We start from the raw sequence: 18564 nt of genomic DNA, 5'->3' as shown, positions 1-18564 counted from the left end.
AACTATTTATTTAGATATTCATAAACTATGAATGTACTTTCATATCTTAATTTTCCCCAATCTCCCCAAAAACCTTTTTGCTCTTTTATTTTAAATAAATAATTATTAATTTCATTCATATTAGCAAAATATACCTCTGAAATTTCTCCATCTATTTCTGCATTATTATCTTTAACAAAATCTTCAATTAAAAAAACAAATGAATAGAATGTTAAATAATTATTTATATAAATAAGATTATACTTAATTGCTCCAATAAACTTATATTTTTTTATATTATAACCCAATTCTTCTATAACTTCCCTTTTTAATGCATGTAAAACCTTTTCATTTATACCAATTCCACCAGATGGAATTCTATATATACCCTCTGGATATTCATCTTGTCTTACTAAAAGTATTTTGTTATTATTAAGAAAAGCAAATACAACCTCGCCTAATCTATCAACACCTATTTTTGAATTTAAATAATCATAAAATTCTTCTGAAGTTATATTAATATTTACCTCTTTTAATATTATATTATTATCAATATCAATTTCTTTTAAATCAAACATTTTTTCTAACATTTCAATATTCAAATCCATCAATCTCCTTTAGATCATCAATTGAGTTAATATTAAAAAAAGATATTAATTTATCATCATATATTTTAAGATCATTAAAAGGAACTGTTTTAATATTATCTGAAAATAAAATACATTTATTTATTGAAAAAATACCATCATGTATGCATTTTTTAGCTAGTTGCAAAAAACTCTTTGAGTATACACTACAAAGTGGTTCAAAATACTGTCCATCATAAGGCACAACTACATCATAGCCGTCAAATGACAGTAAATATTCAACAACCTCTTTTTTTATAAATGGCATATCACAGGCACAGATAAAATTCTTATCTGTATTTGATGATTGTAATGAAGTTATAATACCATTTAATGGTGTCTTTATATTATATATATCTTGTAGCAAATTAAATTTTGAATTTTGAAAGTTTTTAAATTGATCTAATACTAAATAATGATTATCAAATAAACTTCCAATTTCATCAAATAATATATCAATTAAAAACTTATTTTTGAATTTAATTAGAAGCTTATCTTTTTTAAATCTCTTTGAAAGTCCTCCGCCCAGAACATAAAGATTTTTAATCATTTTTCTACCTTTTTTATAAAAACAAAATTTGAGTTAAAAGCTGCTTGCTTATCATATTCTGATGTAATTGTATCAGATATTGAATTTAAAACATTAATATCTAAATCTTGAAAACCTTCTTCTAATATTACAGTCCCTTGGGGAACATGAGAGCAAATCTTAACTTTTCCAGTTATACTGCCATTTTTGTTATATAACAAGATATGGTCATTATTATCTAATTTTAGTTTTTTAGCATCATTTAAATTAAGTAATATTTCAATTTCATTTTTTTCAATAAAACTTTGTGAATGTAGTCTATCTTTTGGATGGATTGTTATTACTCTAAAACTTTTTTTATTATTATCTATAATATCTAATTTTGGAATTGCATAACCATATTCTTCACTATTAAATTCAAATTTTTTGCTTGGGGTATTAAAAATATAATCAGCCCATGGAATATCTATTTTTGTACCCCTTGTAAATCCTTTTGTTTCCAATTCTAAAACCTGCTTATCATTTAATCGTGACTTTAGTATATTTATCCATTCTTGTTGAGTTCTTATAGGAAATTCTTTCACACTCAACCTTTTTGCTAATAAATTTATTATATCAACTTCAGATTTTGATTCAAATAAAGGTTCAATTAATTTTTCACTAATTGATATATAATCATGCCACATATTAGTAATAAATATATCCTGCTTTTCGGCAAAAGTACACGCAGGTAATATTATTGTAGAAGCCATAGAAGTTGCATTAAGCTTTATATCAACATGTACTACAAATCTTTTTCTTAATTGGTTAAATAGCAAATCTGAATCAGGTGATTGAGATACTGGATTAGAGCCAGAAATATATATAAATTCTATAGGTGGATTTTCTACCTCATTAAGAAAGTGAGCCAGCTTACCAGAAACATAAAATCTTTCATTAATTCTTAAACAAGGCTTTTCAAAAATATCTGAGAAGATATCTTTACTATATCTATTTGCATAATTTGCTCCTCCACCTTTTATTCCGATGTTACCAGAAACAGCAATAACATAGTCAATAGTTCTTATAGTATTTACTCCATTTAAATATCTTTGTGGACCGTATCCAATAAAAGTAGCTACAGGTCTATTACAATAAATTAATGCTATTTTTTCAATATCATGGTATGTTGTCCCTGTATTTTGCGTAATCTGATCGAAAGATATATTTTTTGCAGTTTCTTTTATTTTATCAAATCCAATTGAGAAATTATTAATGAAATTATAATTGATTAAATCATTCTCAATTAAATATTTTATGATTCCATAAGCAAAAAATGAATCACTTGCAGGTTTAATAATTATTTTTTCATCTGCAATATCCATTGAAGGTGAATTATATACATCTATTGTAACAACTTTAATACCAAGTTTTTTAACTTTTCTAATTAAATAATATAAATGCAAGTTTGTCCACTTTATGTTTCTACCCCAAAGAACTACTGTTTTAGAATTAAAAAGATCAAATGGATTATGAGAAAGTGAATTACCAAAATCAATATTTTGTGCTAAAAGCCCAGCTCCCCAGCAAAGACTTCCTTTCGAATATGTAGCACCACCTAAATAATCGAAAAATAACTTTTCAACGTTTTTTAAAAATCCTTCATAACCATCACCTGAACAATAAAGCAGTGAAGAAGAAGTATATCTTTTAATCGAAGATTCTATTTGTTCAGCTATAAGGTCAATAGCCTCATTCCAAGAAATTTGATGAAAATCATTTTTGTGCCTAATTAATGGAGCTTTTATTCTCTCTTCTGAATATACATTTTTTAATAGTTTGTATCCTTTTCTACATAAAAAACCATCAGTTATTGGATGTTCTTTATTACCATAAAGTTTAGTTATTTTATTATCAATTATTTCAGCATTTATTGAACAAGCATCAAAACAATCAAGTGGACAACTTGTTATTTTCATAGATTATTCCTCCAAAAAATCAAGGCTTATATCTAAACTTTTTGCTGAATGAGTTATTGCCCCAACAGATATAATATCTACTCCAGTTTTAGCAATATCTTCAATATTATCAAGAGTTACATTACCTGATGCTTCTACTAAAACTTTGCCATCTGCTATTTCACAAGCCTTCTTCATATCCTCAATATTCATATGGTCAAGCATAATAATATCTGCACCAGCTAATAGTGCTTCTTCAAATTGTTTAAGATCCCTTACTTCGATTTCAATTTTCATTGTATGTGGTATCTTATTTTTAGCAAGTTTTATTGCTTTTGTAATATTCCCAACAGCAGCAATATGATTGTCTTTTATTAAAACGGCATCAGATAAGCAGTATCTGTGATTTTTAGCACCGCCAACAAATACAGCATATTTATCAAGCATTCTTAGCAAAGGTAAAGTCTTTCTTGTATCTGTAACACTTGCTTTATAATCTTTAATCTTTTCAGCGTATATATTTGTTATAGTTGCAATACCACTCATTCTCTGTAAAAAATTAAGTGCCACTCTTTCACCCTTTAGAATCCCTCTTGTATTACCAAATATTTTTGCTATAATTTCACCTTTTTTAATGGCATCTCCATCTTCTTTGTATTTTAAAAATTCAATATTCTTTGATACAAGTTCAAATACCCTTTTTGCAACATCAATACCGCATAAAACACCATCTTCTTTGGCTTTAAGAAAAGCTGCCGACTTACTATGTTCTGGAATCATAATATCTGTAGTAATATCTCCAAAAGGCATATCTTCTATAAGTGCGTCAGTAAGTACCTTGTCTATTACTAAAAAGTTTAACATTGATCTTCTACCTCCATTGTAGTTTTAGTAAATACAATATGTTTTTTCCAATTGCTATCATCTGTATTTGGATAGTCGTTTCTAAAATGAGAGCCTCGACTTTCTAATCTAGTTAATGAAGCTAAGGAAACAAAATATGATATCATTAACATATTATAATACTCAAAATGGTTTTTAGATGTTAATATTTTTGTATTAAATAATTCTAATTTAGATATTATAAAAGTTTTTAGTTTACAAAGACCTTCCTTATCTTTAATTATTCCTGCATAACTATTCATTAAAGTTCTTAATTCATCTATCTCTTTTTTAATATCTAACTTTTCAATGTAATCTATGTTTTTATTTTGCAACCTATAATCAAAATCAGTAGTCATTTCAATAGGATCATTTTCATTTATAAATTGAGCAATTCTTCTACCAAAAACTATTCCTTCTAAAAGTGAATTAGAAGCTAATCTGTTCGCACCATGTACTCTAGTACATGACGATTCTCCACATGAAAATAAATTTCTGATATTTGTTCTACCAAACTGATCTGTTAATATACCACCCATACAATAATGCTGAGCAGGAGAAACTGGAATTAAGTCTTTAGATAAATCAAGTCCAAGAGACAATAATTGTTTGTATATATTTGGAAATCTTTTTTGTAAAAATTCTTTATCTTTAAATGTAATATCTAAAAAAACATGGTCAGAGTCAGTTTTTTGCATTTCATAGAAGATTGACCTTGATACTATATCTCTTGGAGCTAATTCTTGTAGCTGATTATACTTTTGCATAAATCTTTCACCATAGATATTTTTAAGTATTGCTCCTTCTCCTCTAACAGCTTCTGAAATTAAAAAACTTTGATTTTGTGGATGATGTAAAACAGTAGGATGAAACTGTATAAATTCAATATCTGATATTTTGCACCCTGCACGTAAAGCTGCTGCAATTCCATCACCAGTTGTTACTTCTGGGTTTGTAGTTCTTTTGTAAATATATCCATAACCGCCTGAAGCAAGAATTATATTCTTAGCAAATATCAGTAGAAGTGAGGAATTAATTTTTAATAAAACACCTACTGCTTTATCATCTTTTGTTAAAATATCAATTAAAAATGCATTTTCAAAAATTTTAATATTTTCTTTGCTTATAACCATTTGGGATAAATGTTCGGAGATTATTCTCCCAGTTGCATCTCCACTAGCATGAACAATTCTTTTTCTACTATGTGCTCCTTCTTTCCCAAGAACAATTTCTCCTTCTTCGTCCAAATCAAAAGGTATTTTCATGGAAATAAGATTTTTTATGTTATCAACAGCTTCGTTTACTAAAATTTGAACCATTTTTTCATCGCATAGTCCAGCACCAGCTTTGAGGGTATCAACCAAATGAATATCAGGGCTATCTTCTTCACTTATTGAAGCTGCTATTCCACCTTGTGCAAGGCTTGTATTACTTTTCGTAATATTTTCTTTAGTAACAAGAGCTATTTTCATTTTTTGATCAAGGTTTATAGAAGTATATAGACCTGCAACACCAGTTCCAATAACAACAACATCAAAATAAAGTTTTTCAATTTCATTTGCATAAAAATCAATTAAAAATGATTTAAATTCTATCATAATATTCATCTCCAATTTAGCTCAACTCTAACATTAATTTCAAGGCTTTTTGAGCATTTTTTATTGTTTCATCATCGAGAAATATTTCATATTGCTCATAAAGAAGAGAATTTCTCACTGACGATAATCTATTCTTTTTCATATTTGGACAAATCATACCTGGATGGAGAATATAAAATTTCTTATTTGGATTTTGTTTTTTCAAGCTATGCATAACACCCATTTCAGTTCCGATGATGAACTCATTTTCATTAGATTGTGTTGCATAATCAATTATTTGTTTTGTACTTCCTACAAAATCAGCTAATTCGATAACTTCTTCGCGACATTCAGGATGAACAAGAATCTTTGCATTCGGGTATAATCTTTTAGCATTTTCAACATCTTGTTTTGTTATTTTATAATGAGTAATACAAAATCCTTCCCACACTACTATGTCTTTCTCTGGAACATGTTTCTTTACGTGCCTTCCTAAATTTCTATCAGGTAAGAATATAATCTTATCATTAGGAAAATTTTTAACTATTTTGATTGCATTAGATGATGTGCATATAACATCACTTTTTGCTTTCACTGATGCAGGCGAATTTATATAGCTTACAATACTATAATCTGGGTATTTTCCCTTAAGTTCATCAATATCCTCAGGTTTTATCATATCAGCTAATGGACAACCTGCATCAATTTCAGGTATAAATACCCTTTTCTCAGGTGAAAGTATTTTTGCACTTTCAGCCATAAAATGTACTCCACAAAAAACAATAAATTGCTCATCCCTCTCAGAAACCACCTTACTAAGATAATATGAATCACCAACAAAGTCAGCTATTTCTTGTATTTCATCAACTTGATAATTATGTGCTATAATAAGTGCACCTTTTTCTTTTTTCAATTCATTTATTTCATTAATTAAATCCATAATAACCACTCACTTTTATAAAATTTAATATAAAATATATCATTTAATTTTAGTTAATTCAATAATTAAATTAATAAGTAATTTTAATTAATCAATGATTGAATTATTTTGTGATAAAATTAACAATATAAAGGGGCTATCAGAAATAGATTGACAGCCCCTTATTATTACTTACATTTACCATATAAAGGTCCATATGTCATACATGCTCGATAGTCTGCACCTTCTAACTCATTGGTTCCAAAGGCACCCCATACACTTGGCCTAAATATTCTATTTTCGTCAACATTATGCATTGCAACAGGGATTCTCAAAATTGAGGCTAATGTTATAAGTTCTGAACCAATATGTCCATAACTTAATGCACAATGATTAGCACCCCAATTGTTCATCACTGAATATACATCTGTAAAAGCACCTTTACCAGTTAATTTTGGAACAAACCAAGTAGTTGGCCATGTAGGATCAGTTCTATTATTCAAAACTTCATGAACATCCTCTTCTAATTCAATTGAATATCCTTCTGCAATTTGCAATACTGGTCCTAACCCTTTGATTATGTTTAGCCTAATCATTGTCATTGGCATACCACCTCTTGTCACAAAATGAGATGAAAATCCGCCACCTCTAAAATAACCCCTATTTGCTGGACACCATTGCGTTGCATCTAAACATCTTTTAACATCTTCATCTGTAATCTCCCAATATGGTTTCATAACTGGATTACCATTATCATCCATTTGCTGACCTGTTCCATCAAGTGATGCTGATCCAGAATTTATCAGATGAATAACACCATATTTAGCAATACCTTGAAGCTCTTTTCCTGTTACTCTTTTCACTGCTTCAAAACTCCAAAAAGTCCTAACATCTGCAAATATTTGTGATCTATTTGTTAGCAGATATCCAAACAACATAGACACAGCATTTAAACAATCATTTTCAGTAGCAAAAATAAATGGCTGTCTTATTCCATTCCAATCAAAAGATGAATTAAGGATTGCTTCAGAAAAATCTCCATTTGGAAAATGATCAGTCCACTGACGTTGGCCTTGAAATCCAGCAGCTATTGCATTGTGTCCTTCTGATTCTTCAATAAATCCTAACTCAGCTAATTTGGGGTTGCCTATCATTAAATCACGAAATATTTGAGTCATTTTTATTACAAAATCCCAATCTTTTTCTTTTTTTTCTTCTGTATACTTTAAATGTTCAGGATTATTATCAATACCTTCTTTACAGTATTGTTTTACCCATTTTTTAGCTCTCTCAAATTCTTCTTTATCATATATTTCCTCGTCAATACGTCTTATTATCTCTGACATATCTATGTACTCTACTCTCATTCCAAGATAATCTTCGAAAAAGCTTGGGTCAACCATTGATCCTGCAATTCCCATTGATACACTTCCTATTGATAGATAAGATTTATTTTTCATCAGAGCAACTGCCAATCCAGCTTTAGCAAACTTAATTAATTTCTGCTTAACATCTTCAGGAATTGAATTACTTGAGGCATCTTGAACATCATGACCATATATACCAAAAGCAGGTATTCCTTTTTGATTATGTGCAGCTAATGCAGCTGCTAAATAAACAGCACCTGGTCTTTCGGTTCCATTAAATCCCCATATAGCTTTTGGGGTAAACGGATCCATATCAATTGTTTCAGATCCATAGCACCAACATGGTGTTACAGTAATACTTAATCCTACACCCTCTTTTTCAAATTTTTCTTGTGCTTTTGATGCTTCAGCAAATCCTCCAATTGTTGTATCAGAAATTACACATTCAACCTTTTCGCCATTAGGATATCTTAAGTTTGAAGATAAAAACTCTGAAACAGATTTTGCCATTTGCATTGTTTGATTTTCAAGTGATTCTCTAACACCATTCCTTCTTCCATCAATAACAGGTCTTATACCAATTTTAGGTAGTCTTCCGATTAGTCGCTTTTGATTGAAATTAGTTATTTTCATTTTTTTCCTCCTCTAAATATTAAAGGTTTATACAATTTATATTTTCTATATTATACCATATTTATAAATTCACATAAACTTAATTAATAATCTTAAGCAATAAATAAATATAGAAACAATTGTTTGAAGAATATATGTTTATATGCTATAATAAGAAAAATAGCAATAATAAGTAAAGGGGTAAGTTAGTTGAAAAAAGAACTTACAAAAAAACAAGAAGAAATATTAGAATTTATTAAAAAACGTATAAAAGAAAAAGGCTATCCCCCTGCAGTTAGAGAGATTTGTGAAGCAACTGGTCTTCGTTCTACATCTACTGTTCATGGGCATTTAACCAGATTAGAAAAAAAGGGTTATATTAAAAGAGATCCCTCAAAGCCAAGAGCTATTGAAATAACTGATGAAAGAGATATTCCATCAAAAGAAATGGTAGAATTACCTGTAGTAGGTAAAGTTACAGCTGGTGAACCGATATCAGCAATCGAAAATATTGAAGATATTATACCTATACCAGTTGATTGGGTAGGGTATGAGGATGCATTTATTTTAAAAGTTCGTGGAGATAGTATGATTGATGCAGGTATATTTGATAATGATTTAATAATTGTTAGAAAACAGTATATTGCAAACAATGGGGATATTGTTGTTGCTCTCATTGATAACGAGGCAACAGTAAAAAGATTCTATAAAGAAAACGGCTATATAAGACTTCAACCAGAAAATAAAACAATGCAACCAATAATTGTTAACGATGCTAAAATACTTGGTAAAGTAATAGCACTTTTCAGGAAGATGCATTAACACATCTTCCTGATTCTTTGTAAACCTATCAAAATACCAATTACTCCTGATTCAAAATTCCATCCACCCTGCAAATATGCGGTATAGGGTTCTTTTATAGGTGCATCACAGCTAAGTTCTAATGATGCCCCTTGAACAAAACTACCTGCTGCCATAATTACTTGATTGCTATAGCCGGGCATGTCCCAAGGTTCTGGTTCGTATATACTATCAATTGGACAACCTTGCTGTATTCCTTTACAAAATTCTATTAACTTTTTTTCAGAATAAAATGTAATTGATTGAACAATATCACTTCTTTTTTCATTGTATTTCGGACTTGTTGAAAAACCTAGTTTTTCTAACAAGTATGAACTCCATACTGAAATCTTTAAGCTCTCAGCAACTATATGTGGAGCATAAAAAAGTCCTTGTAATATATATCTATTAAACCCTAAAGAAGGACCTGTTTCCTTCCCCATACCTGGTGAAAATAATCTATCAGCACATTTTTCAACTAAATCTTTTCTACCACTTATATAACCACCTGTTAATGCAATTGTTCCTCCCGGATTTTTGATTAAAGAACCTCCTATTAAATCAGCTCCTACTTCTGAAGGTTCTGATATATCTGTAAATTCACCGTAACAATTATCAACAAGGATAACAACGTCATCTCTATATTCTTTAATATTTTTGCATATATTTTCAATTTGGTTTATATCTAAAGATCTCCTTTGCGTATATCCTCTTGATCTTTGAATAAATATTGCCTTTATACTTTTATCAGTTAATAAACATTTTCTAATTGAATCATAGTCAAAGTCATTATTTATTAACTCAATTTGCTTATAATTTATCCCATATTCCATTAATGTTCCATTTCCACCAGGTTTTAAACCAATCACTTTTAAAAGAGTATCATATGGGCTTCCAGTTATAGAAAGTAATGTATCTTGTGGCCTTAATACTCCAAAAAGCATTGTTGATAGTGCCTGCGTACCTGAAACGAATTGAATTCTTACAAGTGAGTCTTGAGTTTTAAACATTGATGAATAAATTTTTTCTATAGTATCCCTTCCAACATCTGAATATCCATAACCTGTTGTTCCAGAAAAATGAACATCGCATACTTTATTTTCTTGAAAAGATTTTAATACTTTTAGCTGATTATAATTTTTGATTTTTTCAATTTGACCAAATTGCATTTGAACATTATAGTATGCTTCTTCTGAAAGTTCAATAAGCTGTTTATCAATCTTATAAAATTTATTAATTATTGAAAAATCCATAGCATTACCCCATTCGTAATCTTTAAATTAATACAAATTAAAAGCTCATGATAATCATGAGCTTTTAATTTTATTTATTCTCATTTTGTTGATTATTTTGTTGTGAAGCAAAAGTTACTTGTTTTGATGGTAAAATTGTAGTAATTGCATGTTTATAAACCAATTGTTGTTTGTTGTTATCAGTTTCAATAATTAATGTAAAGTTATCAAATCCTTTTATGGTACCTTTTAGTTGAAACCCACTTGAAAGAAATACTGTTACTGGTATTTTATCTCTTCGAATTTGATTAAGGTATAAATCCTGTAGGTTTACATTCCCTTTTGCCATTATGTATCCTCCCTAAAAACTTTTACATTATAATTTTTATTTATTTTTATTAAATTATACCACACTTTTGCAAATGTCAAAACATTTTTTTACCAAATTTGAAAAGTCTAAATTAGTAATATCTAGATAATTAAATTCTCCTTGATATTTAAACCATATAATCTGTCTTTTGGCAAATTGTCTGGTTCTTAGCTTTAATTCATCTATTGCATCTTCTTTAGATAATTTCCCTTCTAGATATGGTATTATCTGTTTATAACCTAAACCCTGCATAGATTTTAATTCTTTTGAATATCCCATATTTAATAATTTTTCAACCTCGTCAATTAGTCCTGCTGAAATCATTTTATCAACTCTCAAATTTATTCTTTGATAAAGTAATTGTCTATCAATTTGGAAACATATAGCTTTAAAATCAAATGCTTGATTTTGACAATTTTTTATCTGATCTAAAAATTCTGATGGTTTTCTTTTGGTCTGTTCATATATCTCAATATATCTTATTACTCTTTTTAAATTATTTGGATGAACATTTCTTGCTGCAACTTCATCTATTTTTTGAAGCATTTGATAAACATAATTATTGCCCATATCATTTGCTAGGTTATAAAGATATTCTCTTAACCTTGGATCAGTGCTTGTTTCAGGGAATTTTGTCATATCCATTAATGATTTAATATAAAAACCAGTTCCTCCAACGATAATTGGTATTTTATTTTTTTCATATATTTCATCTATTGCTAATGTTGCATCTTTTTGAAATTTAGCAACATTATAATCTTCATTAGGAAAAACAATATCTATCAAGTAATGCTTAACTAGATTTCTTTGATCAATAGAAGGTTTTGCTGTACCAATATCCATGTATTTATAAACACACATAGAGTCTGCAGATATAATTTCACCATTTAATTTTTGAGCCAATTCAATTGCAACATCTGATTTACCAGTAGCAGTTGGCCCTGCAATAATAATAACTTTTTTCTTCATATTAAACACCTTTTCTAACGTCGTTTAAAATATTTTTCTATCTGAGTTCGAGAAAGTTCTAAAGTGGTTGGCCTTCCATGAGGACAAAATAAAATATTCTCTTCGAGTGCAAGCTTTACAATATAATTTTTATCAAAGTCAGAAATATAATCTCCACCTTTTATTGCTAAAGAACATGAAAGTTTTTTTAAAATATCATCAATAAATCTACTTAAATCATTGTTATCTTTTTCTAATAATAATTCTGATATTATATCTTCTATTTTAACTTTTATTTTTATTTTTGTAGTAATTAGTGGCTGAGTTCTAATAGCAATAGTATTTGAACCAAAATCTTCAATCTCAAAACCTAGTTTATTGAAAAGATCCAGATTTCCCAAAACTATTATTTTTTCTTTATTTGTAAGATTTAATATAATAGGGCTCAAAAGCTGTTGCCTTAGTATACTCCCTTCGTTAAACATCTTTTTTAGGTTATTATAGATCTCTCTTTCATGGACTGCATGTTGATCAATCAAATATAATAAATCACTTTTTTGAACGGCAATATAAGTGTTAAATAAATACCCTACAATCTTTATTTGGTCATTTTGATCAATATTTACTACTTGATTAACAATTATTTCTTCTTGTTTATTACTATTTATATTAAACGCTTGTTGATGAGTTTTTATTGGCGTATATTCATTGTTTATACCTGTCATTACTCCTAGGTAATTGTTATCAAATAAGGTTTTTTGAGAATTATTTGATGAATTTAATTTATTATTGATATTTTGATGTAATTGTATGTTATCAAATTCATCAGAATTTAGATTAATCAATTCTTTTTTATCAGTATTTGCATGTGTTATCCCTTGAATATTTGTTATTTTTATTCTATTTTCAAATGCATCATTAATAGCAAGCATAATTAATTTAAATATTAGTCTTTCATCAACAAATTTGACTTCACTTTTTTGAGGATGAACGTTAATATCAATATCTTCAGGATTTATGTCAATAAATAAAAATATTATTGGAAATCTATTTGCCATTATATTATTTTTGAAAGCTTCGTCAATAGCCAAAGAAATAATTCTATTTTTAACAGGTCTTCTATTTACATAAAAGAAGTACCCAGTTCTATTAGATCTGTTTATTGCAGGTTGAACAAAGTATCCATAAATCCTTCCTTTTTCAAATTCGAAATTAATCTCTACAAGATTCTTATAAATTTCAGTTCCATATAATGAAAGAATAGCTGATGTTAAATTATTGTCACCAGGGGTAAAAAAGCTTTGCTTACCATCAATATTAAGCTTAAATGAAATATTAGGGTTAGCAAGAGCACATCTTTCTATTATATCAACACATTGTTTTAGTTCAGACGATGGAGATTTTAAAAATTTTAGTCTCGCAGGTGTATTGAAAAATAGATCTTCTACATTAATTAATGTTCCTTTTTCAAACGGTACCTCTTTTAAATATACTTTTTTGCCACCTTCAATTCTTATTTGGGAACCTATTTCTTCAGAAAAATGTTTTGTTGTTACAGTTACTTTAGAAACAGCAGCAATTGAAGCAAGAGCCTCACCGCGAAAACCAAATGTTTTTAATTGAAAAATATCCTCAAATTGCTTAATTTTACTTGTTGTATGCCTTTCAAATGCAATATCCAAATCTTCTTTTAAAAATCCTTTACCATTATCATAAACGCTAAGTTTTTTTATACCACCACCGTATATATCAATATTTATAAGAGAAGAACCGGCATCAATTGAATTTTCAACTAATTCCTTTAATGCTGATGAAGGCCTTTCAATTACCTCACCAGCAGCTAATTTATTTTTTGAGCTTTCAGATAATTTTACAATCTCACCCATTATTATATCCTCTCATTTATAGATAATACTTGGTTTTTTAATTCACTTAAAATATATAAAGCTTGTAAAGGAGTCAAGTTCATGATATCAAGTGATTTTATTTTTTCAATTATGTCTTCTTTCTTATAGTTAAATAAATCAATTTGATCTTGTAACTCTCTTTTTATTTCTTTTTTTATTTTCTTTGTTACATCTTTTCGGTTAATATCTGCTTCTTCCAGTTTAATAAGTATTTCTTCAGCTCTTTCCAATACCTCTTCAGGTATTCCGGCTATTCTTGCAACATGAATTCCATAACTTGAGTCAGAACCTCCACGAACTATTTTCCTCAAGAAAATAATATTTTTTCCCTCTTCTTTTACCTCGACCCTGTAATTTTTTACACCATTCAACTTTTCTTCTAGCTCAGTCAATTCGTGATAATGTGTAGCAAAAAGAGTTTTAGCACCAATTTTATATTTGTTAGCTACATATTCAACAACTGACCATGCTATTGATAAACCATCATAAGTGCTTGTTCCTCTTCCAACCTCATCAAAAATAATTAAGCTTTTATGTGTAGCATTTTTTAGGATATTTGCTACTTCACTCATTTCAACCATAAATGTACTTTGACCATAAGTAATGTTATCAGAAGCTCCAATTCTAGAAAATATTTTATCTACAATTCCAATTGTAGCTTCTGTGGCAGGAACAAAGCAACCAATTTGAGCCATAATAACAATTAAAGCAACCTGTCTCATGTATGTTGATTTCCCTGCCATATTAGGCCCTGTAATAATTATAACTCTATTATTTTCTTCATCTATATCTGTATCATTAGGTATAAAATTTTCTATACCAATCATTTCTTCTACAACAGGATGTCTACCATTCTTTATATAAATTCTATCTAGTAAGTTGACATTAGGCTTTATATACCTATTTCTAATAGATATTTCTGCAAAAGAACATAATGCATCTAATATTGATATACATTTTACTGTCTTTTGAATTCTCTCTAAATTATCATTAATATCATCTCTAATTGAACAGAAAATTTGATATTCAAGATCTATTAACTTACTATCAGCATTTACAATATCATTTTCTATCTTTTTTAAATCTTCAGTTATATATCTTTCGCCATTAGAAATTGTTTGTTTCCTTATATAAGTATCTGGTACTAAATTTAAATTTGACTTTGTAACTTCTATATAATACCCAAAAACCTTATTATAACCAACTTTTAAATTCTTAATGCCAGTTTTTGCCTTTTCCTGTTCCTCATAACTTGCTAACATCTGTTTACTATTAGTTGAGATATTTCTAAGATAATCAATATCTTTATTAAAACCATCTTTTATTATACCACCTTCTTTTATGCTAATAGGCGGTTGTTCAATTATTGAATTATCTATCAATTGATAGATATCTTCTAAAGTATCGAGATCTTCTGCTATTAGTTTTAATAATTTACTATTACATGATTTTAATAATCTTTTTAATTCTGGAAGATTATAAATTGATTTTTTCAGTAAATTTAAATCACGAGCATTAATTGATAGATATGCAAATTTAGAACATAATCTTTCTATATCATAAATATTTGATAAAAGTTCTGTTATACTATTTAATAAACCAAAATTTTTATAAAGTTCCTCAACTGCTTCAAGTCTTTTATTTATTTCAATTACATCAACAAGCGGTTGTTCCAACCATTTTCTAATAAGTCTTGATCCCATTGCTGTTTTAGCATTATCTAAAATATCAAGTAAACTATGTTTTTTAGAATGTGTTGTTAAATTTTCTACTAGCTCCAAATTTCTTTTTGTATTAATATCAATTCCCATAAAACTTTGAATATTATAGATTGATATATTATTAATGAAATCAAGAGAAATCTTTTGTGTTTCATGTAAATATTTTAATAATGTACTTAAGCATATTTTTAATGTAATTGAAAGTCCGTAGGGTTCTTTTTTGATAAGTTCAAGAATAATTCCTTCTGTTTCATTAATACTTACTTTTCCAATTTTTTGAATAAATATATTATAGTTTGACTTAATAATTTCAACATTTGTTACATCTTGATCATCAATCAATATTTCTTTTGGATTAAATTTACCAATCTCATTCAATAATAAGGATTTATCTTCATAAAATTCTGTTGCAAGTAATTCACCAGTAGAAATATCACAAAAAGCAATTCCATAAAAATTATTATTTTTTATAATGCAGCAAACATAATTGTTTTTTTTGTTATCAAATTGATTTTCATCAATAAAAGTTCCAGGTGTAATTATTCTTGTTATTTCTCTTTTTACTATACCTTTAGCTAACTTTGGATCTTCTACCTGTTCACATATTGCAACTTTGTATCCTTTTTCAATTAATTTTGAAATATATGTATTAGCTGAATGATAAGGAACACCACACATTGGTGCCCTTTCATCCAATCCACAGTCTCTCCCTGTCAATGCTATTTCAAGCTCTTTTGAGGCTATAATAGCATCATCAAAGAACATTTCATAAAAGTCACCTAATCTGAAAAAAAGAATAGCGTCTTTAACTTTTTCTTTTATTTCTAAATATTGTTGCATCATTGGAGTAAGATTTTGCATCCTATCTCACCTCACCAAGGAGCCAATGCTGTGTTGCATCTGTTATATATACATTTACATTTTTATACATTAAATCAGTACTTCCTTTTAAGTTAACAAGTTTATTTGTTCTTGTTCTCCCTGTAAGAAGATTATTCTTTTTTGAATAACCATCAACTAAGACTTCAAAAGTTTTTCCAATTAATTTTTTATTCTTATTTAATGCAATATCTTCAACAACATCGAGAAGTCTGTTAAATCTATTATGTTTAATATCATCTGGTACTTGATTTTCAAGCTCTGCAGCCTTAGTTCCTTTTCTTTTTGAATAAATGAATGTAAAAGCTGAATCAAATTGGACTTTTTTAACTACATCGAGTGTTTCTTGAAAATCTTCCTCTTCTTCTCCAGGAAATCCTACTATAATATCAGTTGTTATTGCAATGTCTTTAACTTTATATTTTAGTTTTTCAATAAGTTTTAAATAATCTTCTTTAGTATATTTTCTATTCATTTCTTTTAATATTCTTGAACTACCCGACTGAATAGGTAAATGAATATGTTCGCAAACTTTATCTAAATTTGCCATTGCATCTATTAATTCATCTGATAAATCCTTTGGATGAGAAGTTACAAACCTTATTCTTTCTATTCCATTTATATCATTTACCATAGACAATAATTTAGCAAAAGAAATATTTTCGTCAAGATCCTTACCATATGAGTTTACGTTTTGGCCTAATAAGGTTACTTCTTTTACACCACTTTGGGCCAAATTCTCTATTTCAAAAATTATTTCATCTGATTTTCTACTTCTTTCTCGCCCTCTTACATAAGGAACAATACAATATGTGCAATAATTATTACACCCATAAATAATATTTACAAAAGCAGATACGCCTTCTTTACGAGCAACAGGAACTCCTTCTACAACAACATCTTCATCATCTCGAACATCAATAATTGTTTTATTTGAAATAAATGCGTTATAAAGCATTTCTGGAAATCTATATAAATTTTTAGTCCCAAAAATAATATCAATAAAAGGAAATAATTTTGCTATTTTTTCAGCAACACCACTTTGTTGTGGCATACATCCGCAAACAGCAATAATAAATTCATCTTTTTTCTCCTTATATTTTTTTAATGGTCCAATATTGCCATATACCCTTGATTCTGCGTGTTCTCTAACTGCACAAGTATTAAATATTACCAGATTTGCTTCATTAATATTATCTGTTTCTTCATAGGCCATTGAATTTAACATACCAGCTAATTTTTCGGAATCATGAACGTTCATTTGACAACCATAAGTTATAATATGATATTTCTTTTTAGTATTATTCTTTTCAATATAATCAAGATTTTTTTCAGAAATCATTTCTATAAAAGATTGTTGTCTATCAAATTCAAATAATCTTTCAGCCAATATAAAACACCTCTTTTTAAAACTTTCAAACCTTATTATATCATTACATATTAAAAATTATAAAGTAAATTAATTGGAAAAATTTAATTTATATTTATCTTAAAAAAGCTAAAAATAATAATGAATAATAAAATAGGGGGTTAAAGAAATGGCAAGAACAAGAAAAAAGTTGGTTCCTGAAGCAACTCCAGCAATGGATAAGCTAAAAAATGAAACAGCATCAGAAGTAGGAGTTCAATTACAGCCATATAATGGTAACATTACAGCAAAACAAGCAGGAACAATTGGTGGGTATATGGTAAAAAAAATGATTCAAGATTATCAAAATAGAGTTAAAGGTCAATAAAAGAAGGGGGATTATCCCCCTTCTACATTGTATATACATCTTTAGGATCAAGTATCTTTATGTTATTCTCTCGAAGAACCTTAATAGCAAACTCTGGCCTATCAACCTTTAAGATTACTAATGCCTCATCTGTTATCTTACCAACAAAAGCATACATATATTCTATACTAACGTCATATTTAAATAAAATTTCTAGTACTCTTGATAAACCACCTGGCTTATCTTCAACAGAAATTCCAATAACCTCGGTCCCAGATACTGTATATCCATTCTCTTTCAAAACCTCTAAAGCAATATCTGGTTTATTAACAATAAGTCTTAATATCCCAAAATCAGTAGTATCAGCAATAGAAAGTGCTAATATTTGTATATCATTTTCCCCCAGTAACTTAGTTACTTCTGCTAACCTTCCTGACTTGTTTTCTAGAAAAACTGATATCTGTTTTACAAGCATTAATTATCCCTCCTTTATTAATTGCATTAAATTACTTTAATTATCTTTT

Annotated in this window: 16 protein-coding genes; 2 read left to right on the top strand and 14 right to left on the bottom strand. The window is 28.2% G+C overall.

Annotated features, from left to right (window positions below; genetic code table 11):
- Positions 1 to 2 precede the first annotated feature (2 nt).
- The 7 genes from ACAG39_01160 to ACAG39_01130 all read right to left on the bottom strand — a co-directional run bounded on the left by ACAG39_01160 (position 3) and on the right by ACAG39_01130 (position 8449).
- On the bottom strand, positions 3 to 587 hold the full coding sequence (locus ACAG39_01160; protein ID MEZ0535836.1) for an NUDIX hydrolase: 585 nt from the start codon (positions 585 to 587) through the stop codon (positions 3 to 5).
- Positions 571 to 1155 (bottom strand): molybdenum cofactor guanylyltransferase, encoded by a 585-nt coding sequence (locus ACAG39_01155; GenBank protein ID MEZ0535835.1) that lies wholly within the window; start codon positions 1153 to 1155, stop codon positions 571 to 573. The genes ACAG39_01160 and ACAG39_01155 overlap by 17 nt, the downstream gene beginning before the upstream one ends.
- Positions 1152 to 3092, bottom strand: a complete 1941-nt coding sequence (locus tag ACAG39_01150; protein ID MEZ0535834.1) for a molybdopterin-dependent oxidoreductase — start codon at positions 3090 to 3092, stop codon at positions 1152 to 1154. The genes ACAG39_01155 and ACAG39_01150 overlap by 4 nt, the downstream gene beginning before the upstream one ends.
- Before the next feature lie 3 nt (positions 3093 to 3095).
- A complete protein-coding gene (gene nadC / locus ACAG39_01145; GenBank protein MEZ0535833.1) occupies positions 3096 to 3935 on the bottom strand; it encodes a carboxylating nicotinate-nucleotide diphosphorylase in 840 nt (279 codons plus the stop codon).
- Positions 3929 to 5551 (bottom strand): L-aspartate oxidase, encoded by a 1623-nt coding sequence (gene nadB / locus ACAG39_01140; protein ID MEZ0535832.1) that lies wholly within the window; start codon positions 5549 to 5551, stop codon positions 3929 to 3931. Before nadB ends, nadC begins: the two co-directional genes overlap by 7 nt.
- Before the next feature lie 16 nt (positions 5552 to 5567).
- Entirely contained in the window at positions 5568 to 6470 is a 903-nt protein-coding gene (nadA, locus tag ACAG39_01135) for a quinolinate synthase NadA (GenBank protein MEZ0535831.1), read from the bottom strand.
- Positions 6471 to 6637: 167 nt separating this feature from the next.
- On the bottom strand, positions 6638 to 8449 hold the full coding sequence (locus ACAG39_01130; GenBank protein MEZ0535830.1) for an L-fucose isomerase: 1812 nt from the start codon (positions 8447 to 8449) through the stop codon (positions 6638 to 6640).
- Positions 8450 to 8638: 189 nt separating this feature from the next.
- On the opposite strand from ACAG39_01130, the gene lexA reads away from it, so the two are divergent.
- Positions 8639 to 9250: a transcriptional repressor LexA gene (gene lexA / locus ACAG39_01125; protein ID MEZ0535829.1), complete on the top strand. Its 612-nt coding sequence runs from the start codon at positions 8639 to 8641 to the stop codon at positions 9248 to 9250.
- On the opposite strand, the gene ACAG39_01120 is transcribed toward lexA, so the two are convergent.
- From ACAG39_01120 to miaB, 6 genes are all read right to left on the bottom strand, one after another.
- Complete coding sequence (locus tag ACAG39_01120) at positions 9247 to 10521, bottom strand: aminotransferase class I/II-fold pyridoxal phosphate-dependent enzyme (GenBank protein MEZ0535828.1); 1275 nt, start codon at positions 10519 to 10521, stop codon at positions 9247 to 9249. The two genes, lexA and ACAG39_01120, sit on opposite strands and share 4 nt — an antisense overlap.
- A gap of 70 nt (positions 10522 to 10591) precedes the next feature.
- Positions 10592 to 10849, bottom strand: coding sequence for an RNA chaperone Hfq (gene hfq / locus ACAG39_01115; protein MEZ0535827.1), 258 nt, complete (start codon positions 10847 to 10849; stop codon positions 10592 to 10594).
- Positions 10850 to 10903: 54 nt separating this feature from the next.
- Positions 10904 to 11839, bottom strand: coding sequence for a tRNA (adenosine(37)-N6)-dimethylallyltransferase MiaA (miaA, locus tag ACAG39_01110; GenBank protein MEZ0535826.1), 936 nt, complete (start codon positions 11837 to 11839; stop codon positions 10904 to 10906).
- A 14-nt stretch (positions 11840 to 11853) separates the two neighbouring features.
- Complete coding sequence (gene mutL / locus ACAG39_01105; protein ID MEZ0535825.1) at positions 11854 to 13704, bottom strand: DNA mismatch repair endonuclease MutL; 1851 nt, start codon at positions 13702 to 13704, stop codon at positions 11854 to 11856.
- A 2-nt stretch (positions 13705 to 13706) separates the two neighbouring features.
- Positions 13707 to 16307, bottom strand: a complete 2601-nt coding sequence (gene mutS / locus ACAG39_01100) for a DNA mismatch repair protein MutS (GenBank protein ID MEZ0535824.1) — start codon at positions 16305 to 16307, stop codon at positions 13707 to 13709.
- Between the two features lies 1 nt (position 16308).
- The gene (gene miaB, locus ACAG39_01095) at positions 16309 to 17667 is read right to left on the bottom strand and encodes a tRNA (N6-isopentenyl adenosine(37)-C2)-methylthiotransferase MiaB (GenBank protein MEZ0535823.1); all 1359 of its coding nucleotides are present in this window, start codon (positions 17665 to 17667) and stop codon (positions 16309 to 16311) included.
- 196 nt (positions 17668 to 17863) lie between these two features.
- On the opposite strand from miaB, the gene ACAG39_01090 reads away from it, so the two are divergent.
- A complete protein-coding gene (locus ACAG39_01090; protein ID MEZ0535822.1) occupies positions 17864 to 18061 on the top strand; it encodes a small, acid-soluble spore protein, alpha/beta type in 198 nt (65 codons plus the stop codon).
- A gap of 22 nt (positions 18062 to 18083) precedes the next feature.
- Here ACAG39_01090 and ACAG39_01085 read toward each other — a convergent pair whose 3' ends face one another.
- Positions 18084 to 18515: an ACT domain-containing protein gene (locus ACAG39_01085; protein MEZ0535821.1), complete on the bottom strand. Its 432-nt coding sequence runs from the start codon at positions 18513 to 18515 to the stop codon at positions 18084 to 18086.
- Positions 18516 to 18564 lie beyond the last annotated feature (49 nt).

The organism is Caldicellulosiruptoraceae bacterium PP1 (assembly GCA_041320695.1).
Classification (GTDB): Bacteria; Bacillota; Thermoanaerobacteria; order Caldicellulosiruptorales; family Caldicellulosiruptoraceae; genus JBGGOQ01.
This window is presented reverse-complemented; position numbering and strand designations above follow the sequence as displayed.